Source organism: Mycolicibacterium arcueilense (genome assembly GCF_058536225.1).
Map to the genome: position 1 here is coordinate 45,784 of NZ_JBZTYL010000003.1, position 21,111 is coordinate 66,894.

Annotated in this window: 22 protein-coding genes and 1 riboswitch; of the genes, 15 read left to right on the forward strand and 7 right to left on the reverse strand. The window is 66.5% G+C overall.

The window, feature by feature from the left end:
- Positions 1 to 57: 57 nt before the first annotated feature.
- The 3 genes from AC4LGL_RS00855 to AC4LGL_RS00865 are packed head-to-tail and all read left to right on the forward strand — an operon-like array spanning position 58 to position 3,167.
- Complete coding sequence (locus AC4LGL_RS00855; RefSeq protein WP_491837195.1) at positions 58 to 1,092, forward strand: ABC transporter permease; 1,035 nt, start codon at positions 58 to 60, stop codon at positions 1,090 to 1,092.
- Positions 1,079 to 2,245, forward strand: coding sequence for an FAD-binding oxidoreductase (locus AC4LGL_RS00860; protein ID WP_491837196.1), 1,167 nt, complete (start codon positions 1,079 to 1,081; stop codon positions 2,243 to 2,245). Before AC4LGL_RS00855 ends, AC4LGL_RS00860 begins: the two co-directional genes overlap by 14 nt.
- A 19-nt stretch (positions 2,246 to 2,264) precedes the next feature.
- Positions 2,265 to 3,167, forward strand: a complete 903-nt coding sequence (locus tag AC4LGL_RS00865; protein ID WP_491837197.1) for an aldose 1-epimerase — start codon at positions 2,265 to 2,267, stop codon at positions 3,165 to 3,167.
- Here AC4LGL_RS00865 and AC4LGL_RS00870 read toward each other — a convergent pair.
- From AC4LGL_RS00870 to AC4LGL_RS00890, 5 genes are all read right to left on the reverse strand, one after another.
- A complete protein-coding gene (locus tag AC4LGL_RS00870) occupies positions 3,164 to 3,538 on the reverse strand; it encodes a heat shock protein transcriptional repressor HspR (protein WP_055110692.1) in 375 nt (124 codons plus the stop codon). The two genes, AC4LGL_RS00865 and AC4LGL_RS00870, sit on opposite strands and share 4 nt — an antisense overlap.
- Positions 3,535 to 4,701, reverse strand: a complete 1,167-nt coding sequence (dnaJ, locus tag AC4LGL_RS00875; RefSeq protein ID WP_055110693.1) for a molecular chaperone DnaJ — start codon at positions 4,699 to 4,701, stop codon at positions 3,535 to 3,537. The genes AC4LGL_RS00870 and dnaJ overlap by 4 nt, the downstream gene beginning before the upstream one ends.
- Before the next feature lie 37 nt (positions 4,702 to 4,738).
- Positions 4,739 to 5,380 carry a nucleotide exchange factor GrpE gene (gene grpE, locus AC4LGL_RS00880; RefSeq protein WP_491837198.1) on the reverse strand — a complete coding sequence of 214 codons (642 nt, stop codon included), beginning with the start codon at positions 5,378 to 5,380 and terminating at the stop codon, positions 4,739 to 4,741.
- Positions 5,377 to 7,230, reverse strand: coding sequence for a molecular chaperone DnaK (gene dnaK, locus AC4LGL_RS00885; RefSeq protein WP_491837199.1), 1,854 nt, complete (start codon positions 7,228 to 7,230; stop codon positions 5,377 to 5,379). Before dnaK ends, grpE begins: the two co-directional genes overlap by 4 nt.
- A gap of 177 nt (positions 7,231 to 7,407) precedes the next feature.
- Positions 7,408 to 8,793, reverse strand: coding sequence for an L-serine ammonia-lyase (locus tag AC4LGL_RS00890; protein WP_491837200.1), 1,386 nt, complete (start codon positions 8,791 to 8,793; stop codon positions 7,408 to 7,410).
- Positions 8,794 to 8,846: 53 nt separating this feature from the next.
- Positions 8,847 to 8,946, reverse strand: a riboswitch (glycine riboswitch).
- A gap of 171 nt (positions 8,947 to 9,117) precedes the next feature.
- On the opposite strand from AC4LGL_RS00890, the gene AC4LGL_RS00895 reads away from it, so the two are divergent.
- The 5 genes from AC4LGL_RS00895 to AC4LGL_RS00915 all read left to right on the forward strand — a co-directional run bounded on the left by AC4LGL_RS00895 (position 9,118) and on the right by AC4LGL_RS00915 (position 13,203).
- Complete coding sequence (locus tag AC4LGL_RS00895) at positions 9,118 to 9,330, forward strand: TOBE domain-containing protein (RefSeq protein ID WP_491837201.1); 213 nt, start codon at positions 9,118 to 9,120, stop codon at positions 9,328 to 9,330.
- Positions 9,331 to 9,456: 126 nt separating this feature from the next.
- Positions 9,457 to 10,302, forward strand: a complete 846-nt coding sequence (locus AC4LGL_RS00900; protein ID WP_491837202.1) for an oxidoreductase — start codon at positions 9,457 to 9,459, stop codon at positions 10,300 to 10,302.
- A complete protein-coding gene (locus AC4LGL_RS00905) occupies positions 10,286 to 10,912 on the forward strand; it encodes a TetR/AcrR family transcriptional regulator (RefSeq protein WP_491837203.1) in 627 nt (208 codons plus the stop codon). The genes AC4LGL_RS00900 and AC4LGL_RS00905 overlap by 17 nt, the downstream gene beginning before the upstream one ends.
- A 106-nt stretch (positions 10,913 to 11,018) precedes the next feature.
- On the forward strand, positions 11,019 to 11,849 hold the full coding sequence (locus AC4LGL_RS00910) for an Abi-alpha family protein (RefSeq protein WP_491837204.1): 831 nt from the start codon (positions 11,019 to 11,021) through the stop codon (positions 11,847 to 11,849).
- A gap of 31 nt (positions 11,850 to 11,880) precedes the next feature.
- Positions 11,881 to 13,203, forward strand: coding sequence for a DUF445 domain-containing protein (locus tag AC4LGL_RS00915; RefSeq protein WP_491837205.1), 1,323 nt, complete (start codon positions 11,881 to 11,883; stop codon positions 13,201 to 13,203).
- Here the strand turns inward: AC4LGL_RS00915 and AC4LGL_RS00920 are convergent.
- On the reverse strand, positions 13,200 to 14,207 hold the full coding sequence (locus tag AC4LGL_RS00920; RefSeq protein ID WP_491837206.1) for a LacI family DNA-binding transcriptional regulator: 1,008 nt from the start codon (positions 14,205 to 14,207) through the stop codon (positions 13,200 to 13,202). The two genes, AC4LGL_RS00915 and AC4LGL_RS00920, sit on opposite strands and share 4 nt — an antisense overlap.
- 158 nt (positions 14,208 to 14,365) lie before the next feature.
- On the opposite strand from AC4LGL_RS00920, the gene AC4LGL_RS00925 reads away from it, so the two are divergent.
- Genes AC4LGL_RS00925 through AC4LGL_RS00940 form a run of 4 tightly spaced genes read left to right on the forward strand, consistent with a single transcriptional unit; the run spans position 14,366 to position 18,285 of the window.
- The gene (locus AC4LGL_RS00925; RefSeq protein ID WP_491837207.1) at positions 14,366 to 15,691 is read left to right on the forward strand and encodes an aryl-sulfate sulfotransferase; all 1,326 of its coding nucleotides are present in this window, start codon (positions 14,366 to 14,368) and stop codon (positions 15,689 to 15,691) included.
- The gene (locus AC4LGL_RS00930) at positions 15,688 to 16,527 is read left to right on the forward strand and encodes an ABC transporter permease (protein ID WP_491837208.1); all 840 of its coding nucleotides are present in this window, start codon (positions 15,688 to 15,690) and stop codon (positions 16,525 to 16,527) included. Before AC4LGL_RS00925 ends, AC4LGL_RS00930 begins: the two co-directional genes overlap by 4 nt.
- Before the next feature lies 1 nt (position 16,528).
- Complete coding sequence (locus AC4LGL_RS00935) at positions 16,529 to 17,287, forward strand: ABC transporter ATP-binding protein (protein ID WP_491837209.1); 759 nt, start codon at positions 16,529 to 16,531, stop codon at positions 17,285 to 17,287.
- A gap of 26 nt (positions 17,288 to 17,313) precedes the next feature.
- Entirely contained in the window at positions 17,314 to 18,285 is a 972-nt protein-coding gene (locus AC4LGL_RS00940; RefSeq protein ID WP_491837210.1) for an ABC transporter substrate-binding protein, read from the forward strand.
- A gap of 3 nt (positions 18,286 to 18,288) precedes the next feature.
- Here the strand turns inward: AC4LGL_RS00940 and AC4LGL_RS00945 are convergent, their stop codons facing one another.
- On the reverse strand, positions 18,289 to 19,068 hold the full coding sequence (locus AC4LGL_RS00945) for a DUF3159 domain-containing protein (protein WP_491837211.1): 780 nt from the start codon (positions 19,066 to 19,068) through the stop codon (positions 18,289 to 18,291).
- Positions 19,069 to 19,150: 82 nt separating this feature from the next.
- Here AC4LGL_RS00945 and AC4LGL_RS00950 point away from each other — a divergent pair, with 82 nt between their 5' ends.
- From AC4LGL_RS00950 to AC4LGL_RS00960, 3 genes are read left to right on the forward strand one after another with little or no spacing between them, the layout of a single operon-like run.
- Entirely contained in the window at positions 19,151 to 19,870 is a 720-nt protein-coding gene (locus AC4LGL_RS00950) for an oxygen-binding di-iron domain-containing protein (protein ID WP_491837220.1), read from the forward strand.
- A 19-nt stretch (positions 19,871 to 19,889) separates the two neighbouring features.
- Complete coding sequence (locus AC4LGL_RS00955; RefSeq protein WP_491837212.1) at positions 19,890 to 20,456, forward strand: hypothetical protein; 567 nt, start codon at positions 19,890 to 19,892, stop codon at positions 20,454 to 20,456.
- 10 nt (positions 20,457 to 20,466) lie between these two features.
- Positions 20,467 to 21,090: a TIGR03085 family metal-binding protein gene (locus AC4LGL_RS00960; protein WP_491837213.1), complete on the forward strand. Its 624-nt coding sequence runs from the start codon at positions 20,467 to 20,469 to the stop codon at positions 21,088 to 21,090.
- Positions 21,091 to 21,111 lie beyond the last annotated feature (21 nt).

Below are 21,111 nucleotides of genomic sequence, written 5' to 3' on the forward strand. Positions count from 1 at the left end.
CCGAGCGTTACCCTCACATCAACCGATTAATTCAACGTCGGATGAAAAGAGGGAATGATGCTCTCGACCCAGGCCACGGCACCCGTCCACCACGCAGCGCCCGAACACGACCCGCCCGCCGCGCTGCGCGCCATGGGTATCGTCGCCGCCCTGACCGTCGCGATCGCCATCGTGGCCATCGCGTTCGCCCTGCCCGCCTCACGCTCCAAGCCCCAAGAGATCCCGATCGGTGCGGCGGGCCCCCAGGCCGCCACCAGCCAGATCGCCGAAAAACTCGAACAGCAGGCCCCCGGTGCGTTCAAGGTCACCTACTACCCCGGCGAGAACACGTTGCGGGAGGCGATCCTCAACCGAAACGTCTACGGCGGCATCGCCTTCGGCCCCGATGGCCCGACCATGCTGACCGCGACCGGAGGCAGCCCGGCCGTCGCACAGCTGCTCACCCAGATCGGTGGCGGTATCGCGGCCCACTCGGGACTGACCCTGCACACCGAAGACCTGGCCCCGCCGACCGCCCAGGATCCGCGCGGGACCGGGCTGGCCGCCTCTGCCCTGCCGATCACACTGGCCGGGATGCTGCCTGCTGTCGCATTGACCCTGGCACTGCGCCGTGAGGTGTGGACCCGCCTGACGGCGACCATCGTGTTCTCCGCACTCGCCGGCGTCACGGTGGCAGCCCTGCTGCGTTACGTGTTCGGCTCCATCGACTCGAACTTGTGGGGGGTGGCCGCCGGCCTGACCTTGGGAATCGCTGCCGCCGGATTGTTCATGCTTGGCTTGGGATCGATGTTCGGCAAAGTCGGTTTGGGCGTGGGTGCGGCGCTGGCCCTGCTGCTCGGCAACCCGCTGTCCGGGCTGACCGCGGCGCCGGAGATGCTGCCGTCCGGCTGGGGCCAACTCGGCCAGCTGCTGCCACAGGGAGCCACCGCGACGCTACTGCGGTCCACCGCCTACTTCGACGGAGCCGGGGCCGACTCGGCGATCATCGTGCTCGGTTGCTGGGTCATCGTCGGCCTGTCATTGGTGATCATGGCCGCTTTACGGCGCCCGAGCCGCTCCGCGCCTATGATGCAGCTCCGTGGGCCTCGATGACCGTGCAGCACTGGAGACACTCCAGAACGCCGTCGACCTCGCGCAGGGCTCAGAGCCGCTGATCCGCGATTTCTACACCCGTTGGTTCGCCACCGACCTCTCGGCCCGCGATCTGTTTCCCCCCGACATGGACAGCCAGCGCAAGGTCTTCGCCCGCGCCCTGACCTGGCTGTTCGGGGAGTTGATCGCTCAGCGCGCCGAGGAGCCGGTGGCGTTCCTGGCTCAGCTCGGCAGGGACCACCGCAAATACGGTGTGACGCAGAGTCATTACGACTCGATGCAGGAAGCACTGTTCAACGCGCTGCACGACCACCTCGAGGCCGATTGGGACGACGCCCTGGCCGAGACCACCCGCGACGCGGTGGCCCTGATCATCGGGGTGATGCGCGGGGCTGCCGACGCCGAGGACTCCCCGGCCTACTGCGACGGAACGGTTATCGAGCACCATCGGGTCACCCGCGACGTCTCGGTGATCCGGCTACAGCTCGACCAGGCGCTCTTCTACCACCCCGGCCAATACGTCACGGTCCAGGTGCCCCAGTGGCCGCGGCGCTGGCGCTACCTGAGCCCCGCCATACCCTCGGACCGCTCGGGGGCCATCGAGTTCCACGTCCGGTCCGTCCCCGGCGGCATGGTGAGCACCGCCGTCGTCGCCGAAACCAAGGTCGGCGACCGCTGGCGCCTGTCCAGCCCGCACGGCGGCCTGCAGGTCGACCGCGATGGCGAAGATGTGCTGATGGTGGCGGGCAGCACGGGCCTGGCCCCGCTCCGCACCATCATCATGGACATGACGCTGCACGGCGAAAACCCCCGCGTGCACCTGTTCTTCGGTGGCCGCTATCCGTGCGACCTGTACGACCTGAAGACGCTGTGGCACATCGCCTCGACCAATCCGTGGCTGTCGGTGACCCCGGTGTCGGAGTACAGCACCGATCCCCCGTGGGCCGGCCAGTATCCCGACGTCCGGCCGCCGCGCGGGCTGCACGTGCGCCAGACCGGCACGCTGGCCGAGGTGGTGACGAAATTCGGCAACTGGGGTGACCGGCAGATCCTCATCTGCGGTGGACCGGACATGGTGACCGCGACGAAAACCGCGCTGGTTGAGCGAGGCGCACCGGCCGAGCGCATCCAGCACGACCCGCTGACGCGCTGACGCGTGCCAGACTGGCGGCATGGCCGAGGTTCAACCAGTCACCTTGTCTGACCCGTCGTCGTCACTGACGGCCACCTATGTGCCGGGCGCGGGGATGATCTGCACGTCGTTGGCCGACGGCACCACCGAGTATCTGGGCCAGCGGCGCGGGCTGCAGGCCTACCTCGACGACGGCAAGACGATGGGCATCCCGATCCTCTATCCGTGGGCAAATCGACTGAGCGCCAACGAGTACCGCGTCGACGGCACCACTGTGAACGTGACACCGGGGGTCAACGGTGTGCGCGCCGACGCACACGGGGCGCCGATGCACGGTGTGCTGGCCGCCAATCCGGACTGGCAGGTGATCGAAAAAACCAAGAACGTACTGGTGGCGGCATTGGACTGGAGTGCCCGGCCAGGCTTACTGGCGACGTTCCCGTTCCCCCACCGCCTCACGATGTCGGTGACGCTGGCCGACCGGACCCTCACGGTGGCCACCACCGTGACACCAACCGCCGAGCAACACGTCCCGCTGTGCTACGGCTATCACCCGTATGTGACGATTCCCGGTGTGCCGCGCGAGGATTGGCAGTTGCAGTCCCCCGCCATGCGGCACCTGCTCGTGGATGAGCGGGGTCTACCCACCGGCGAATCACGGCCGTGGCCGGGTGGGACGCAACGCCTCGGTACCACCGAACTAGACGACGGATTCGACGACGTCGGGCCGGGTGCCGTGTTCACACTGTCCGGTGGTGATCGCCGCGTGAAGGTCACCTTCGACGCGGGCTACTCCGCAGCGCAGCTGTTCGCGCCGGGCAGCGACGGCGTGGTGGGCATCGAGCCGATGACCGCACCGACCGACGCACTACACCGCGGAAATTACAAAATGGCCGCCCCCGGAAGTCCGGAGACGGCCACCTTTTCGATCAATATCGGCTAGCGTGCGCCCCTGCGCGGTTGCCACAGGACCACCGCTTTCGACGCCACCGAAACGTCGCGCCGCTGGTCGGTGAGTTGGTCGACCTGTTGGGTCAACTCGGCAACCCGCGTGCGCAGCGCGTCAACCTGATTGGTCAGTTCGATGATGCGCTTGATCCCGGCGAGGTTGACGCCCTCGTCCTGCGACAGCCGCTGCACCTCACGGAGCAGGTCGACGTCACGTTCGGAGTAGCGACGCCCGCCGCCGGAACTGCGCTGCGGGCTGACCAGGCCGAGCCGGTCGTATGTGCGCAGGGTCTGCGCGTGCATACCGGCCAGCTCGGCGGCCACCGAGATCAGGAACGTACGGGCTTCCTCTTTCCGCTGGCTCATATGTTGCCTGCCCATCCGGCCCGCGGGTCGAAACCACTGGCCCGTTCGGCTTTCGCATATGCCTCCAACGCCTCTGCCGCTTCACCTTCCAGGTTCGGCGGCACTGCGACCTTCACCGTGACCAGCAGGTCACCGTGGCCGCCGGAGCGCTTGGGCACCCCGCGCCCGCGCACCCGCAGGATCCGGCCGTCGGAGGTGCCCTTGGGCACCCGCACACCGACCTTGCCTTCCAGGGTGGGAACGGAAAGCGTTGTCCCTAGAGCCAATTCGTGGAAACTGACCGGAACGCTCACCGTCAGGTCGTCGCCGTCACGCCCGAACACCTTGTCGGGACGCACGTGCACGGTGACGTAGAGGTCACCCGAGGGAGCACCCCGTAGCCCGGCCTCACCCTGGCCGGCCAGCCGAATCCGCTGACCGTCCTCGACACCCGGTGGGATCCGCACGTTGATCGTGCGGGTCCGGGTGGTGACGCCGGTGCCCTGACATTCGGCACACGGGTGCTCGATGATCGAACCGCTGCCCCGGCATTCGGTGCACGGCTCGGAGAACCCGAACGCCCCCTGGTTGCGGTTGACCACACCGGAGCCGTTGCAGTTGGGGCATACCTTGGGGCTGGTTCCCGGCCGCGCACCGCTGCCGTGGCAGTTGGTGCACGGTGCCGGGCTGGTCAGCCGCAGCGGCATGGCCACGCCCTTGGTGGCTTCCAGGAAGGACAGCTCGGTTTCGGTTTCCAGGTCATTGCCCCGGCGGGGCCGGCTCGGCCGCGGTTGTGCACCGCGCCCGAACAGCCCGCCGAAGAGGTCCCCGATGTTGGCGCCGCCGCTCTGGCCGGCCGCGTCGAACAGGTCGCCCAGGTTGAATTCGGCTCCGTCGGAACCGAATCCGCCACTGAAGTTCCCGCCCTGGTTGAACCGACGCCCACCCCCGGCGAACAGCCGGCGAGTCTCGTCATACTCCTTGCGCTTCGCGGGGTCCGACAGAACACTGTTCGCCTCGGAAACCGCCTTGAACCGCTCTGCCGCTCCCGCATCGGGATTGCGGTCAGGATGCAGTTCGGAGGCCAGTTTCCGGTAGGCCTTCTTGATCTCGTCGGCGCTGGCGTCAGAGGAGACGCCGAGTTCTTTATAGAAGTCCTTCTCGACCCACTCGCGTTGGGCCATGCGCCACCTCCTTACCTCTTCTCTCTAGTTGGATGGACTAATTGTCTGATTCTGCGGCCTGACCGCCTGCGGCGTCAGCGTTATCCGCTGTCCCCGACGGGGAATCACCGCTGGAGTCGGCCTCGGGCACCGTGTCGACCACGCCGACGAGGGCGTGCCTGACCACCTGGTCACCGATCTTGTAGCCGCGGCGCATCACAGTTCCGACGACGGGGTGGGTGCCCTCGCCCTCGTGCTGCACGGCTTCGTGCAGCGACGGGTCGAACTCGTCACCCTCCGCGCCGAACGCGGAAAGACCCTGCCCCTCAAGGGCACCGACGAGCTTGTCGGCAACCGACTTGAGCGGCCCGGATTCCAGGTCACCGTGGCTACGGGCCCGGTCCAGGTCGTCGAGCACACCCAGCAGCTGGCTGATGACGGTGGCCTTGGCCCGGTCGGCGGTGACCTGCTGATCACGCAGTGACCGCTTGCGGTAGTTGTCGTATTCGGCCTTGACGCGTTGCAGCGTGGACTTGAGCTCGGCAACCTCGTCGCTGTCGCTCGCCGGCGCACCGGCATCGGAGGCGGCGGACGCCGGCCCACCAGGGGCCGGCGCCTGCTCACGAACCTCACCGGTGTCGGGATCGATGCGCCGTTTGTCGGTGATGGTCACCGGCTCGTGCGAATCGTTCTCGCTCACTTGGTCTCCTGATCATCGTCGACAACCTCGGCGTCCACCACGTTGTCATCCGCGGCGCCGGCCGAATCTGCTCCGCCGGCGCTCTGCTCGGCCTGGGTGGCCTCGTAGATCGCCTGGCCCAGACCCTGTGACTCGACGCCGAGCTTCTCCATCGCCGCCTTGATCGCGGAGATGTCGGTGCCTTCCAGCGCCGACTTGGCCTCGGCGATCGCACCATCGACCTTGGTCAAGGTGTCCTCGGGAACCTTGGACCCGCCTTCGGCCTCACGCTGCTCCTTGACGAACTTCTCCGTCTGGTAGACCAGCGACTCGGCCTGGTTGCGGACATCGGCCTCTTCGCGACGCTTCTTGTCCTCGTCCGCGTGCGCCTCGGCGTCCTTGATCATCCGGTCGATCTCTTCCTTGGAAAGGCCGGAGCCTTCCTGGATCTTGATCGTGTTTTCCTTGCCGGTGCCCTTGTCCTTGGCGGTGACGTGCACGATGCCGTTGGCGTCGATGTCGAAGGTGACCTCGATCTGCGGCACGCCGCGGGGGGCCGGCGGGATACCGGTCAGCTCGAAGGAGCCGAGCAGCTTGTTGTGCGAAGCGATTTCGCGCTCACCCTGGAAGACCTGGATCTGCACCGACGGCTGGTTGTCGTCAGCGGTGGTGAAGGTCTCCGACCGCTTGGTCGGGATGGTGGTGTTGCGCTCGATCAACTTGGTCATCACGCCACCCTTGGTTTCGATACCGAGGGACAGCGGGGTGACGTCAAGCAGCAGAACGTCTTTCACCTCGCCCTTGAGCACGCCGGCCTGCAGCGCAGCGCCCACCGCGACAACCTCGTCGGGGTTGACGCCCTTGTTGGGCTCCTTGCCGCCGGTCAGTTCCTTGACTAGGTCGGTGACCGCGGGCATACGCGTCGAGCCACCCACCAGGACCACGTGATCGATCTCGCCGACCGAGATGCCGGCGTCCTTGATCACCGACTGGAACGGCTGACGGGTGCGGTCCAGCAGATCCTGAGTGATCTTCTGGAACTCGGCGCGGGTCAGCTGCTCGTCGAGGAACAGCGGGTTCTTGTCGGCGTCGACGGTGATGTAGGGCAGGTTGATCGAGGTGCTCTGCGAGGAGCTCAGTTCAATTTTTGCCTTCTCGGCGGCTTCACGCAGCCGCTGCATCGCCATCTTGTCCTTGGTCAGGTCGATGCCGCTGGTGGCCTTGAATTTGTCGACCAGCCACTCGACGATCCGGTCGTCCCAGTCGTCGCCACCCAGGTGGTTGTCGCCGGAGGTGGCACGCACCTCGACGACGCCGTCGCCGATTTCCAGCAGCGAGACGTCGAACGTGCCGCCACCGAGGTCGAAGACCAGGATGGTCTGTTCCTTGCTGCCCTTGTCCAGGCCGTAGGCCAGGGCGGCCGCGGTGGGCTCGTTGACGATGCGCAGGACGTTCATGCCGGCGATCTGGCCGGCTTCCTTGGTGGCCTGACGCTGGGCGTCGTTGAAGTACGCGGGCACGGTGATGACGGCGTCGGTGATGTCCTCACCGAGGTACGCCTCGGCGTCGCGCTTCAGCTTCTGCAGCGTGCGCGCGCTGATCTCCTGCGCCGTGTAGTTCTTGCCGTCGATCTCGACGGTCCAATCGGTGCCCATGTGACGCTTGACCGAACGGATGGTCCGGTCGACGTTGGTCACTGCCTGGTTCTTGGCGGGCTGGCCGACCAGCACCTCACCGTTGCGCGCGAACGCGACGACGGACGGGGTGGTCCGGGAGCCTTCAGAGTTTGCGACGACGACGGGGTCGCCGCCTTCCAGGACCGCCACGCATGAGTTGGTGGTCCCGAGGTCGATACCGACCGCACGAGCCATGGTGTTGCCTCCTGATAGAGATAGGGGTCTGAGCGGACTGCGCTCAAGCTTGCTCCGGGCGACCCTTGCTTGTCAACCCAGACTTGAGTCTGTCGCACTCAACTTGCTGTCGATGTGGTCAACGGGGGTTTTGGCGGTTTTGTTCCCGGGATTCCGGGAAATTTTTCTCGACCGGGCTCAGCATTCGACGACGTTGACGGCAACGTTGACCGCCAGACCACCCATGGATGTCTCCTTGTACTTCGCGCTCATGTCCAGTCCGGTGGCACGCATCGTCTCGATCACCTGATCCAGGCTCACCCGGTGGGTGCCGTCGCCGCGCAGTGCCATGCGGGCCGCGTTGATCGCCTTACCCGCCGAGATGGCGTTGCGTTCGATGCACGGGATCTGCACCAAGCCGCCGATCGGATCACAGGTCAGTCCGAGGCTGTGTTCCATCGCGATCTCGGCGGCGTTCTCGACCTGCCGCGGTGTGCCGCCCAGGATCTCGGCCAGCCCTCCGGCAGCCATGGACGCCGCGGAGCCGACCTCCCCCTGGCACCCGACCTCGGCACCCGAGATCGAGGCCCGCTCCTTGTACAGCGACCCGATGGCGCCGGCCGTGAGCAGGAAGCGGACGGTCACGTCGTCCGGATCGGCAATTCCGGCCGGGGTGTAGCGCAACGCATAGTGCAGCACCGCCGGGATGATCCCGGCGGCACCGTTGGTGGGCGCGGTCACGATTCGGCCGCCCGAGGCATTCTCCTCGTTGACCGCGAGTGCCACCAGGTTCACCCAGTCCTCGGCGAAGGCCGGATCACGCTGTGGGTCTTCGGCATTGAGCCTGACGTACCAGTCCTTGGCTCGACGCCGGACCATCAGGTTGCCGGGCAGGTAGCCGTCCCGGGACATGCCGTTGACCTGACACGAGACCATGACGTCACGGATCCGCAGGAGACGGTCGCGCACTTCGGCTTCGCTTCGGGCCAGACATTCGTGGCGCATCATCACCTGGCTCACCGACAGTCCGTCGCGTTCGGTCAGGGCGACCAATTCGGCAGCGGTGCGGAAGGAGCCGTCGGCGTCTGGTCCAGCGGTCTCACGCCGGACCGGTTCGGATTCGGCGACGACGAAGCCGCCGCCCACCGAGAAGTAGGTCTCCGCGTAGACCGTGTCACCGCCGGATGAGAATGCCGTCAATGCCATGGCATTCGGATGCTGGGCGAGGCGGCGGCCCGGCTGCAGATGCATGTCGGATTCGGTCAGTCCGATGATGATTCGGCCGGCCAACAGGATCTTGCCCTCGGCGCGAATGGTCGCAAGGCGCCGTTCCATCTCGTCGGTCTCGATCGTCTCGGGCCGGCACCCCTCGAGACCCAGCAGGATGGCCGGCATCGTGCCGTGGCCGGCGCCGGTCGCCGCCAGCGAGCCGAACAGGTCCACCCTGACCGAGGCGACCTGGTCAACCACATTGCGACCGACGAGTTCGTCGACGAACATGCCCGCCGCCCGCATCGGGCCGACAGTGTGCGAGCTCGACGGACCGATCCCGATCGAGAACAGGTCGAAGACACTGACCGCCATGAGATGACTCCAATCCCGGGCATCGCAGCTACGTGATGCATCGTGTGGTGACACCTCCCCGCTCTGTCCTGAAACCTGAGAGTTTTCAGCGCTTGGCGCCTGTTCCCCTTCGGTACGCGCACGGTACGTACGCAGTTCTCCAGAGTTGCCTCGGCACTGCGGTATTGGGGCCTGAGAGTTTCCGGAGAGGATTTGCACCTACGGCACTCCGATATCGGAGGTTCTCCCACAATGCGTCATCGACGTCTTGAGTTGTGTAACGGATGCTACTCCGACCACATGCGGCTAACGTCGAACCAAATCCACCGATCGACGGAGGTTCCGATGCGCCTGTCCACTCGCAACCAGCTCACCGGGACCGTGACGGAGGTGTCCATCGGCGCGGTCATGGCCACCGTCAAGGTAAAGCTCGACGGCGGTGAGCAGATCGTCACGGCGTCGATCACCAAGGAAGCGGTGGAGGAGCTCGGGCTGACGCCGGGTACCCCGACGACGGTCCTCGTCAAGTCCACCGAAGTGATGTTGGGCGTCGACTGACGGCGCTTTTCTCTGCAATCTGAGCGCTGTGGAATACCCGCGCCCATCGCGCAGTTACACCGACCGTCCCACAAAACTAAACTGGCCGTACAGTTCAGTTCCCCTCCAGAATAGGTGGTCAAAGACATGAGCGTTTGGTTCATCACCGGAGCTTCCCGCGGATTCGGCTTGCAGATCGCCCGCGACGCACTGGGCCGCGGCCATCAGGTGGTCGCGACTGCGCGTGACGCGTCCGCCGTCACCGCCGCCCTCGGCGAGAACGACAACGTGCTGGCGGTGGCGCTGGACGTCACCAACGAAGAGCAGGCACAACAGGCCGCGCAGGCGGCCGTGGATCGCTTCGGCCGCATCGATGTCCTGATCAACAACGCCGGACGTGGGCTGCTGGGAGCTGTCGAGGAGGCCACCGACGCCGAAGTGCGGGCCGTGTACGACACCAACGTATTCGGGCTGCTGACCGTCACCCGCGCGGTCACCCCGGTGCTGCGGGCACAACGGTCGGGCACCATCGTCAACATCTCCTCGGTCGGCGGATTCGTCGGCTCACCCGGCTGGGGTGTCTACGCATCGACCAAGTTCGCAGTCGAGGCGATCTCCGAGGCCCTCAACGCCGAACTGAAACCGCTCGGCGTGCACGTCATGGTGGTCGAGCCCGGCTACTTCCGCACCGACTTCCTCGATTCATCGAGCCTGCAGACTCAGCGCAATATCATCGACGACTACGCCGACGGGCCCGCCGGACAGATGCGCGTCGCCGCCGGTGAGCGCAACCACGACCAGCCCGGCGATCCGGTGAAGGCTTCCGGCGCCATCATCGATGTCGTCGAATCCTCGCAGCCACCGCTGCGCCTGCTGCTGGGCAACGACACCATCGCGGCCGTCGAGGCCAAGATCGCCCACGTCCAGGCCGAGCTGGCCCAGTGGCGAAGTGTCTCGGAATCAACGGATTTCGACGATGTCAGCCAGGACTGACGTACCGGCCAGTGGGGCGGGCGAGTTCGTCCGCCCCACCGGCGCACGCAGCGACCGAATCCACCAGGCCATCCGGGTCGCCACGGCCGAGCTGCTCGACGAGGGTGGATTCCCGGCAGCCACCATGGACGCGATCGCGGCGCGATCCGGCGCCAGCAAGGCCACCCTCTACAAACACTGGCCATCACGGACCGCCGTCGCGGCCGAGGCGTTCGGCACCACGATGGCCGAAGCGCTGCCCTTGCCCGATACGGGCAGCACGGCAGGCGATCTCACCGAACAGGTGGTCCGGGTCTCGTCGTTCTACGCCAGCCCCCGAGGCGAGGTGTTCGCCCAACTGCTCGCCGCCTGCGTCGAAGATGCAATGGGCGCAGCGTATTTCCGGGAGTACTTCCTGAGCGGTCGGCGCGCGGCCATCACCGAGCTGTGGCAGCGCGGAGTGGATCGCGGCGACGCCGACGCCGGCACAGCCATCGACGATGTGATCGACATACTGTTCGGTCCGCTCATCTTCCGCCGGATGACGGGCCACTACGCGCTGACCGAGGAGCATGCCCGCCAACTGGCGACGACGGCGTTGCGCGGATTACTCCCCAACACCACCTCCTAGCTCACAAACCCCACCAACCACCTGCGACTTCGGCACCTCACAAGGCGACCAGGTACGGTGCCCACAGCTCGGGGACAGCGGTAGGTGGGGAGGCGATCGATCAGTCATGTCAGAAGAACTGTCGAAGAGGGGTCCGGACGACACGGCGTCCGATGACGCTCCGGCACGCCGCAAGAATATGCAGCGGCGGGCGTTCAAGTTCGCCACACCCGTCGGCGAGATCGCCATCGCGATCCGCACCCCACGCAACGAACGCCCACTTCTGCCGAAGCGCTACGACCCGTTCGGGATCGCCGATCGTGCGCTCGACGCCGCCAAGACCAGCATGAAGCTGGCGGCCTGGGGTGAAGAGCAACTGGCCACACTGGTGAAGAACCGGCTGGAGGCCATCGATTCGGCGGCGCCCCGACCGGTGACCATCGCCACGCCGGAGGAGCCGACGCCCGAATCGCTCAACACCAAGATGGACCGCCTGCTGGACCGGGCCCTGGATCAGAGCACGTCGGGCAGTCAGGTGGAGCTGTACCACCGGCTGCTCGACCAGCTGGTGGCCGACGAGGCGCGGATCCTCGGCGCGCTCTCCGAAGGTGACGCCTCGCCGCTGGTCAACATCCACACCTGGACCCGATCACGCACCCCAGGTCAGGCAGTGCTGGAGAACGCCTGCCTGATCGGCCGCACCGCCAATGTGGCGTTGCCCGCCATGGTCCCGCAGTACGTCGGTCATCTGCTGTCACTGGGTCTGGTCGAGACCGGTCCCGAGGACCCGTCGCAGAAGGCCGAGTACGAGGTGCTCCTGGCGGAGCCGATGGTGTTGCAGGCGATCAAGAACGGATCCCGCGGTCCCCTGGCCGCGCGGGTGGAGAAGCTGACCCTGTCGCTGTCGGGGCTCGGGCGCGGTTTGTGGGAGTCCGCGGTGCAACGGAACGGTTTGTGACGCCCAGCGAGAAGCCGAAGGCGGATCGCGCATGAGCACAACGGAGACAATCCTCGCCGTCCAGACCTGGCAGGAGATCAAGGCCGATTTCAGCGTCAACTGGCTGATCTACCTGTCCATGCCGTTCGTCGCTGCGTTCGTCGGCTGGAGCACCAAGATCGTCGCGCTGGAGATGATCTACCGGCCGATGGAGTTCAAGGGCGTCGGCCCGTTCGGCTGGCAGGGCATCGTGCCACGCCGGGCAGGCAAGGTGGGCTCGAAGACCATCGAGCTACTCACCCAGAACCTCCTCAAGCCGGAGGAACTGCTCGAAAGGGTCGACGCGAAGGAAGCTGTCAACGCGCTGCGCGAGCCGCTGACCCAGGTGGTCGACGAGATCTCCCGCGACCTCGCCGAGCAGATCCGCCCCGGGCTGTGGGACTCACTGCCCGATGCGGCGCGCAACGCGATCCAGGCCCGCATCCACGACCAGACCCCCAAGGTCGTGGAGAAGATGCTCAACGAGATGAGGGCGGACCTCAACAGGTTCGTCGACATCCAGTTCCTGGCCGTGACGACGCTGGTCCGCAACAAGGACAAGCTGAACAAGCTGATGCGCGGACTCGGTGACAACGCCATGGCGTTTGTCCGGCGCAGCGGCATCTACTTCGGCCTGGTGATCGGCGTGGTCCAGATGGTGGCCTGGGCGCTGTTCCAAAACCCGTGGATCATGCCGGCATTCGGTTTCGGCGTCGGCTTCATCAGCGACTACATCGCACTCAACATGTTGTTCCGGCCCGTCCACCCGACGAAGTATCTCGGCTTCATCCCCTTCCAGGGGTTGCTGCACGCTCAGCGCGACATCATCACCAAGGACTATGCGCGAATCCTGGCCGAGGACCTGTTCTCCCCCGAGATCCTGTTCGACGGCGTGCTGCGCGGTCCGGGTGCCGACAAACTGTTCTCACTCGTCGGCAAGGAGGTCGAGGCGGCCATCGACGCGCAGACCGGCATCGCCACCCCGCTGGTGAAGTTCGCGGTCGGCACGCAGCGCTACAACGCGTTCAAGGACAACCTGGTGCAGATGGTGCTGGAACGTCTCCCCACCACATTGGTCGATGCGCAGGACTACGCCATGGGCGCCCTCGATCTCGAACAGACCATCATCGACAAGATGGGCCAGCTCACCAATGAGGAGTACGAGTCGATTTTGCGGCCCGTGTTCAAGGACGACGAGCCGACCATGATCGCCGTCGGCGCCGTCCTGGGCGGTGTGGTCGGCGAGATCCAGGTGCAGGTCATCGAGCACTTCGGGCACGACCCCGAGTCGGCCAACGCGCTTCCTGATCTCGTCCGTACCGTCTTGCACCACTAGGCACAACCGCAGGTCTCCCCCACCTTCAGCATCGGCGCGAAACCATCGTCGGGGAGCGGGGAATCGCCCAGTAACCGGCCGAGAGCCTCATGGGCCAGGGCGTCCACCGGTTGCTGCACGGTGGTGAGCCGCAGCCGTCCGTAGTCGGCGGCGCTGCCGTCGAACCCGACAACCCGGATGTCGTCGGGGATCCGCAGGCCCGCATCGGCGACCGCGCGGATCGTGGCGGCGGTCTGGCCGTAAGTTCCGACGACGAGCGCCCGGGGCGCCCGTGCACCACCACTCAGAAACGCGCTGACCGCACCGTAGGCGCCGGACGGGGTGAGATCCGTGCGGATGATCGGTAGATCCTGGTCGACGACGGAGGCGACACCTTCGAATCGCTGCTGCACGGTCTCCCGGTCGCCGTGGCACACATCGGCTTCGGTGAAACCGCCGACGAAAGCGAGGTCGCGGCAACGGTGAACGTCGAGCAGGTGCCGGGCGATGAGTTCGCCGGCATGGACGTGATCGATTCCCACGATGTCCGCCTCGACCGCACCCCGGATGTTGTGCATCCACACGACCGGAATGTGTTCTCGCCGACAGAGATTCGCTGTGCGCGGGGCGTTTGCCGCCCCGACCACCAGCAGCCCGTCGACACCGACCTCGGCGAACGCGGTGGCGAACTCGAGCTCACGCTCGGGGTCGTATCCGGTGTTGCCGATCAGGGTCAGGTGATCGCGCGCCCGGGCTTCCACTTCGATGCGCCCCACGAACTCACCGAACAGGGGCAACGTGAGGTCGGGAACCAGCAGTCCGATCTGCCGCCAGCGCCGGGGCCGACGCAACGCGCGGGCACGCCCATCCGGCCGGTAGTTCAGATCGTCGATCGCACGAAGCACCTTGGCCCGTAACAACTCTGATACTGGACGTGGCCCGTTGTTGAGGACATAGCTCACCACCGCCGTCGAGGTGCCGGCGCGGTTGGCCACGTCGGCCAGGGTCGGACGTTTACCACTCACAACGGCTGGAGCCTCCGCTCGTCGGTGACCGCTCGAAAGAGTTCGAATCACCACGATTGTGACGGTTCCATCCAGGTTTCGCCTGCCTCACGCTAATCGATTAGAACCGTAACGAGGAGGACCCGTGGTTGTAACCGGACGTTGGTGGAGTAACTGACATGGCATTCGTACGACTCACCGGAGTCACCTATCTCGACCCCGAACTCGCCTACGACAGCTACGTCCTGTTCACCGGTGCCGACGGGGTCACCCGACTGATCGACCTCAACGGCACCGTGGTGCACGAGTGGCCGTATGCCGGTGTGCCGCCCCGCATCCTGGATCCGGCTCTCAACGGCGGGCGCCTGGGCGACGTCGGGGTGCAACTGTCCGACAGCGACGACGCCCGCGGCGGCATCTACGCGAACGGCACCATCGGCCAACTCGACTGGGAGGGTGAGACCGTCTGGGAGTGGGGCACCCAGGCCCCCGGCGGCGCGGCCCGCCAGAACCACGACTGGGAGTTGCTAGCCAACGGCAACCGCCTGATCCTGACGACCGTTCCCCGGGTGGTACCCGGTCTCGGTGACCACACCGTCGGAGATCAGGGGCTCTACGAGGTGACGCCCGAGGGCGACGTCGTCTGGCAGTGGCTGGCCGGCAATCACCTCGACGAGTTCGGATTCTCCGAGGCAGGTTGGGATGCGTTGCGCCAGGCCGTGGCTCGCGATCCCGACGATCCATGGGGCTATCTGGAGATGAACAGCGCCAAGACGCTCGGACCCAACCGGTGGCATGTCGACGATCCGTCGTCCGTGTTCCACCCCGACAACATCCTGATCAGCTTCCGCAAGGCCAACATCATCGCGCTGATCGACAAAGCCTCCGGGGCGATCGCCTGGAAGCTCGGGCCCTACCACGACACCGAGTTCGGCGCTCAGCATCAGCGCATCAACGTGCACAAGGTGCCACGCCCGGTCGATCAGACGTCCGGCCAGCACAACCCGCACATGATCGCCGCGGGCCTGCCCGGGGCGGGCAACGTCCTGGTGTTCGACAACCAGGGCGGCGCCGGATACCCGGCCGCTCCGCTGGGTATCTACGCCGGGTCCCGGGTACTCGAAATCGACCCGGCCACCAGGGAAATCGTGTGGCAGTACACCGCTGAGGACTCGGGTCTGCCGTCGTGGACCTTCTTCAGTTCGTTCGTGAGCAACGCGCAGCGTCTGCCCAACGGCAACACCTTGATCACCGAGGGGATGCAGGGACGGTTGTTCCAGGTCACCCCGGATGGTGACGTGGCGTGGGAGTACCACAGCCCTTATCAGGGCTACGGGGTGGCCGGTGAGCCCGAGGTCAAGCAGACCAGGGTGCCCGGGGTCGACCGCCTGACCCGCACGGCGCTGGTGTACCGGTCGCAGGCCGTGCCGTTCGACTGGGTGCCGGCGGGCACCCCGCGCGAACCGCTGCGGACCGTCCGGCCGGATCCGGAACTCCTTCCGTGACAGCCGGTTTAGCGGTCCGCACGCCCGCGGTAGGCCGCGCTCACCGAACACGTCCGGCCCGACTGCGGTCGGCGTTCGCTCGACTGGGAGTTCTCGGCTGGACGCTCGCCGGGTTGGGGATCGCCGCGGCTCTGTGGTCGTTGATCGTGGCGACCGGGCGGTTCCCGCGACAGCTGTTCCCGAGCGTGCCCGAGATCCTCGCCGCCGGTCACACCCTGTGGACCGAGGGTCTGCTGGCCGCCGACATTCTCGCCAGCCTGCAAAGGGCAGCAGTCGGTTTCGCCCTCGGCGCCGGTATCGGCATCATCGTCGCGATACTCACCGCGACGACAACTGCCGGCCGCAACCTGCTGCAACCGGTGCTGCGGGTGTTCTCGCCGATCCCCACGATCGGTCTCGTCCCGCTGGCGATCCTGTGGTTCGGGCTGGGCGAGAACAGCAAGCTCCTGGTCATCGCGCTCGGAGTGTTCGTCCCGGTGTGGATCAACAGCCACTCCGGGTTGGCGAGCACCCCGGTCGACTATCTGAAGGCCGCTCGCTGCCTGGGGGCCGGCCGTTGGCAGACCCTGTCGCGGGTGGTGCTGCCCGAGGCGGCTCCCGACATCGCGTCGGGACTGCGAGTGGGTGCAGCGATGGCATTCGTGCTCATCGTGGTGGCCGAGATGACGGGCACCACATCGGGTATCGGGTACCGGATCTCTCAGGCGCAGTTGTTCTCGCAGGCCGATCGGCTGATCTTCTGCCTGATCATCCTGGGCATCGTCGGTGCCCTGTGTGACCTGCTGGTCGCCTCGGCCACGTCCCCGTTCACCCGTTGGGCCCGAGAGGAGCGCTGAGATGGCCATCCAGACCCATGACCTCGTGGTGCGGTTCCCCGGCAAGCAGGAGCCGACCCTCAAGGGCATTTCGCTGACCGTCCCGGACGGCTCTTTCTCGGTTCTCGTCGGCGCCTCCGGCAGCGGCAAATCGACTCTGCTGCACTGTCTTGCCGGCCTCATCACCGCGACCTCGGGTTCGGTGACCGACAACGGTGAGACAGTCAGCGCACCGCATCCTCGTCGGGGCGTCGCCTTCCAGCGCGACGTGCTGTTCCCGTGGATGACCGTCGCGGACAACATCGACTTCGCCCTGACGGCCCGACGATTGCCGAAATCGCAGCGCCGGGACACCATTCACGAGTTGCTCGAGTTGGTGGGCCTGCGTGACGAGGTGGCCGCACAACGTCCCGGTGAGCTGTCCGGCGGCATGCGGCAGCGGGTCAGCATCGCCCGCGTGCTGGCCGGGGAGCCGACCGTCATGTTGATGGACGAACCGTTCGCGGCGCTCGACGCACTGACCCGGCTGCGCATGCAGGATCTGCTGATCGATCTGTGGACGCGGCTGAACCGCACGATCGTGTTCGTCACGCACGACATCGACGAGGCGATCCGGCTCGGAGACACCGTCAGTGTGCTGCGCGACGGGCAGATCGCCGATCAGATCACCAACCCGCTCAGCCGCCCCCGGCCGGCCGATGCGCTGGCAGACCAGGCCGGCTACAGCGAGATCCGCAAGACCCTGCACCACCAGCTCGGCATCGACCACGCCGTGCGCTGACGTCCACCCACGAAGGAACCCATAACGTGAAGATCCCTTTCCGGCGCATCGTCGCCGCTGCAGTCGCCGCTGCCGCCCTCGCTGTGACAAGCACCGCCTGCACCGACCCGGGCACCGCGAACGCCGATCAACTCACCGTCGGGTTCGTCGTCGACCCGTCCTGGGCGCAGGTCCCTGTCGCCGCCGACACCGGCCTGTTCGGCAAGCACAACGTCAACGTCAAAGTGGTGAACTTCCAATCCGGTGTCGAGGCGCTGCAGGCCGCGGCCGCCGGACAGGTCGACATCACCACCGCGGCCGACGTACCCACCTCGGCCGCGCTGACCCGCACACCCACGCTGCGGGTGATCGCCGACGGATCCCGTTGGGAAGGCTCACGGATCGTCGCCCGGCGCAGCGCGGGCATCAACACCGTCGCGGATCTGGCCGGCAAGTCTATCGGCACTCCGCTGGGCACCAGTGCCGCCTACTACGTGTCGAATGCCCTGGCGCAGAACAACATCAACGCTGAGCTGGTGCAGGTCGCACCGTCGGCGATCGTCACTGCCGCCACCCAGCGCAATGTCGACGCGGTGTCGATCTTCCAGCCCTACCAGGCGCAGACCATCAAGGCTCTCGGCGACGACGCGGTGGCACTGAGCGGTGGAACCTACAACCAGCACAGCCTGTTCGTCGCGACCGAATCCGCCGTCGCAACCAAGGGCAAAGCGATCACCGCGTTCCTCACCGCCCTCGGTGACGCCGGCGCCGCCCTGTCCCGGCACGACAAGGCCGCCACCGACGCCGTAGCCAAAGCCACCCAGCTGGACCCTGAGCTGCTCGGCACCGTACTCGGCGAGTTCGACTTCACCCTGCAGCTGAATCCGGACCTGGCCGACAAGCTGGCCGAACTCGGGGCGTGGGCCAAAACCCAGAAGTCCATCGACCCCGGCACGCAACTGCCCGACTACGCGAAGTTCCTCGACAACCAGTTCCTGCCGCAGCTGAGCAAGTCCTGACAGCTAGGTGGCCCGAGCCCGCACGTCGCGTCGTCGCAACAGCGCCGTTCCGAATGCGCCGATCACCACCAGGTCAGCAGCCACCCCGCTGCTGACCGCGGCCAGCAGCCAGCCTGCGACACCGGTGGCCAGCACGAACGGCGGCAGCCACTCGAACACCCGCGACCATGACGGCACCGGATGCAGCGCATGTGCTGCATCCTTCGCGCGGGCGTAGTCGGGATAGAACTCGGTGACGGCCACCGCGAAGAACAGTGCCGCCAGCTGCAGAATCCAGCCGGTCCAGAAATTGTCGGTGCTGCCGAAGAACACATCCCCGAAGAAACCGACCGACGCCGAGAAGCCGAACGCGGCCGCCCACACCGCGGTCACCACCATGTTGGTGCGCTTGAACAGCGGCGTGTCCCAGCGGTCCGGCGGGGTGATGTCGCGTGCGTAAGCCGTCGTGTACGGCCGGCCGATCATCAGGCTGGACAGGGCGAAAATCGCCAACGAGGCGTTCGTGATCTCCCCCGACCACATCTCCAGCCACGTCTTCTGCCCACGGGAGGCCACCAGGCCGACGGCGGCCAGCACCACGAAGAAGGAGACGCCGAGCACCTCCAGCACGTGTACCGGAATGTTGCGGCGACGGTCCAGCGCCAGCACCAGCAGCGAGAAACCGAGCGCACCCCACACTGCGATCTCGTAGCGGCCCGGCCCGGCCAGAATCGCCATCAACGCCCACGGCACGATCCCGGACAACGGGGAGTCCAGAAACGCATCGAGGGCCTTGCCGAGCACGCGACGACGGTAGGTGACCCAGCTGGGAAAATCCCAAGACGTCGGGTTCCCGGGGGCGGACCATGGAGTTATGGCCTCCGACCTGGGAACCCGCGTCGACGAGATCGCCCCGGACATCTACCGGCTGTCCACCTGGATACCGGGGATCACCGAGCACGGCTTCACCTTCAACCAGTTCCTGCTGACCGGGGACGAGCCGTTTCTGTTCCACACCGGCCATCGGTTCCTGTTTCCGCAGGTGTCGGCGGCCATCGAGCGGGTCCTGCCGCTGACCCGACTGCGCTGGATCTCCTTTGGCCACCTGGAGGCCGACGAGTGCGGCGCGGTCAACCAGTTCCTGGCGGCCGCACCGCACGCCGAGGTGATCCACGGTCCGCTCGCGATCATGCTGTCGCTGAACGACATGTGCGACCGTCCGCCGGTCGCCGCACCTGCCGAGGCCGCGCACGACATCGGTGGACATCGGCTGCACTTCATCGCCACCCCGCATGTGCCGCACAACTGGGAAGCGGGACTGTGGTTCGACGAGACCACGTCCACGCTGCTGGCCGGCGACCTGTTCACGCACACCGGCCAATGCCCGGCGCTTACTGAATCTGATTGTGTGGCACCGGCGTTGGAGGCCGAATCGCTGTTTCACGCCACCGGCCTGACCACCAACCTGCTTCCCGCCCTGGCCCAACTCGCCGAGCTGAACCCCACCACCTTGGCCCTGATGCACGGCGCGTCGTTCCGCGGTGACAGCGCCGGGCAGTTGCGGGCGCTCTCCGACGGTTACGCGGGGTTGTTCGGCGCGTCATAGCCGGCCGTGGCCATGCGCGATGCGTAGCCTTGGCGCCGTGAAGGCGTGGCAAATCGTGAGCGCCCTACTGGCCGCCGGCGTCCTGCTGTCCGGCTGCCAATCGAGCATCGAAGGCACCCCGGCCACCAGTCCCCAGTCACCGACCGAGCCGAGCTTCCCGACCGCGCGGCCCACCCGGTCCAGCCCGGCACCCCCGCCGAGCACCACGGCTGCGGCTCCACCCAGCACCTCCCGCGCGCCGTCCGGCGCCACCCCACTGGAGCCCGAGAACGGGTACGTGTTCATCGAGACCAAATCGGGGAAAACGCGTTGCCAGCTGTCCAAGCAGGACGTCGGGTGCGAATCCGACTTCGCCGACGCCCCGGTGGTCGACGGTGAGCACGCCAACGGCGTCAGACTCACCGCCGACGGCCAGCTCAAGTGGGTGCTGGGGAACCTCGGCGACATTCCGGTGGTCACCCTCGACTATCGCAAGTACAGCGCGGTGGGCTGGACCATCGATGCGAGTGAAGACGGCACCCGGATCAGCAACGACGGCACCGGTCACGGGATGACCATCGCTGTCGAAGGCGTGAAAACCTTCTAGAGTCGAACTTATGACTGTCGCTCGGCGCGAACGTGCCGCACTGGTCGAGTCCATGCGTGCCGCGGGTCCTGATGCGCCAACCCTCTGCGAGGGCTGGACTGCCCGCGATCTGGCCGCCCATCTGGTGGTGCGCGAGCGGCGCCTCGATGCCGCTCCCGGCATCCTGGTACCTCAGCTCGCCGGCTACACCGAGCGCGTGCAGCAGAAGGTCACCGAGAGCACCGAATGGGACGACCTGGTCGATCAGATCGAGGCCGGTCCGCCGCTGTACTCACCGTTCAAGCTGCTGGACCCGCTGGTCAATGTGGCCGAGATGTTCATCCACAACGAGGATGTGCGCCGGGCTCAACCCGGCTGGGAGCCAAGAGATCTCGATGACGCCACGGTGTCCGCACTGTCCCGCGGCATCGGTGCGATGGCCCGCATGACGATGGGCAAATCCCCCGCCCGGGTGACCTTGACGACGCCGCAGGGCAAGACGCTGGCCACCGTCGGCTCCGGCCCGGAGGTCACGGTGACCGGCGATCCGGGCGAGTTGCTGATGTTCGCCGCCGGGCGCGAGCAGGCCCGGGTGACGTTCTCCGGCGACGACGACGCCGTCGCCGCACTGCGTGCCGCCGGCCGCGGACTGTAGAAACGCAGGTCATCCGCAGCT

Coding starts and splice junctions, on each gene's coding strand:
- AC4LGL_RS00855 (WP_491837195.1), top strand. CDS start 58: ATGCTCTCGACCCAGGCCACGGCACCCGTCCACCACGCAGCGCCCGAA.
- AC4LGL_RS00865 (WP_491837197.1), top strand. CDS start 2,265: ATGGCCGAGGTTCAACCAGTCACCTTGTCTGACCCGTCGTCGTCACTG.
- AC4LGL_RS00870 (WP_055110692.1), bottom strand. CDS start 3,538: ATGAGCCAGCGGAAAGAGGAAGCCCGTACGTTCCTGATCTCGGTGGCC.
- dnaJ (WP_055110693.1), bottom strand. CDS start 4,701: ATGGCCCAACGCGAGTGGGTCGAGAAGGACTTCTATAAAGAACTCGGC.
- dnaK (WP_491837199.1), bottom strand. CDS start 7,230: ATGGCTCGTGCGGTCGGTATCGACCTCGGGACCACCAACTCATGCGTG.
- AC4LGL_RS00890 (WP_491837200.1), bottom strand. CDS start 8,793: ATGGCGGTCAGTGTCTTCGACCTGTTCTCGATCGGGATCGGTCCGTCG.
- AC4LGL_RS00895 (WP_491837201.1), top strand. CDS start 9,118: ATGCGCCTGTCCACTCGCAACCAGCTCACCGGGACCGTGACGGAGGTG.
- AC4LGL_RS00900 (WP_491837202.1), top strand. CDS start 9,457: ATGAGCGTTTGGTTCATCACCGGAGCTTCCCGCGGATTCGGCTTGCAG.
- AC4LGL_RS00905 (WP_491837203.1), top strand. CDS start 10,286: ATGTCAGCCAGGACTGACGTACCGGCCAGTGGGGCGGGCGAGTTCGTC.
- AC4LGL_RS00910 (WP_491837204.1), top strand. CDS start 11,019: ATGTCAGAAGAACTGTCGAAGAGGGGTCCGGACGACACGGCGTCCGAT.
- AC4LGL_RS00915 (WP_491837205.1), top strand. CDS start 11,881: ATGAGCACAACGGAGACAATCCTCGCCGTCCAGACCTGGCAGGAGATC.
- AC4LGL_RS00925 (WP_491837207.1), top strand. CDS start 14,366: ATGGCATTCGTACGACTCACCGGAGTCACCTATCTCGACCCCGAACTC.
- AC4LGL_RS00935 (WP_491837209.1), top strand. CDS start 16,529: ATGGCCATCCAGACCCATGACCTCGTGGTGCGGTTCCCCGGCAAGCAG.
- AC4LGL_RS00955 (WP_491837212.1), top strand. CDS start 19,890: ATGCGTAGCCTTGGCGCCGTGAAGGCGTGGCAAATCGTGAGCGCCCTA.
- AC4LGL_RS00960 (WP_491837213.1), top strand. CDS start 20,467: ATGACTGTCGCTCGGCGCGAACGTGCCGCACTGGTCGAGTCCATGCGT.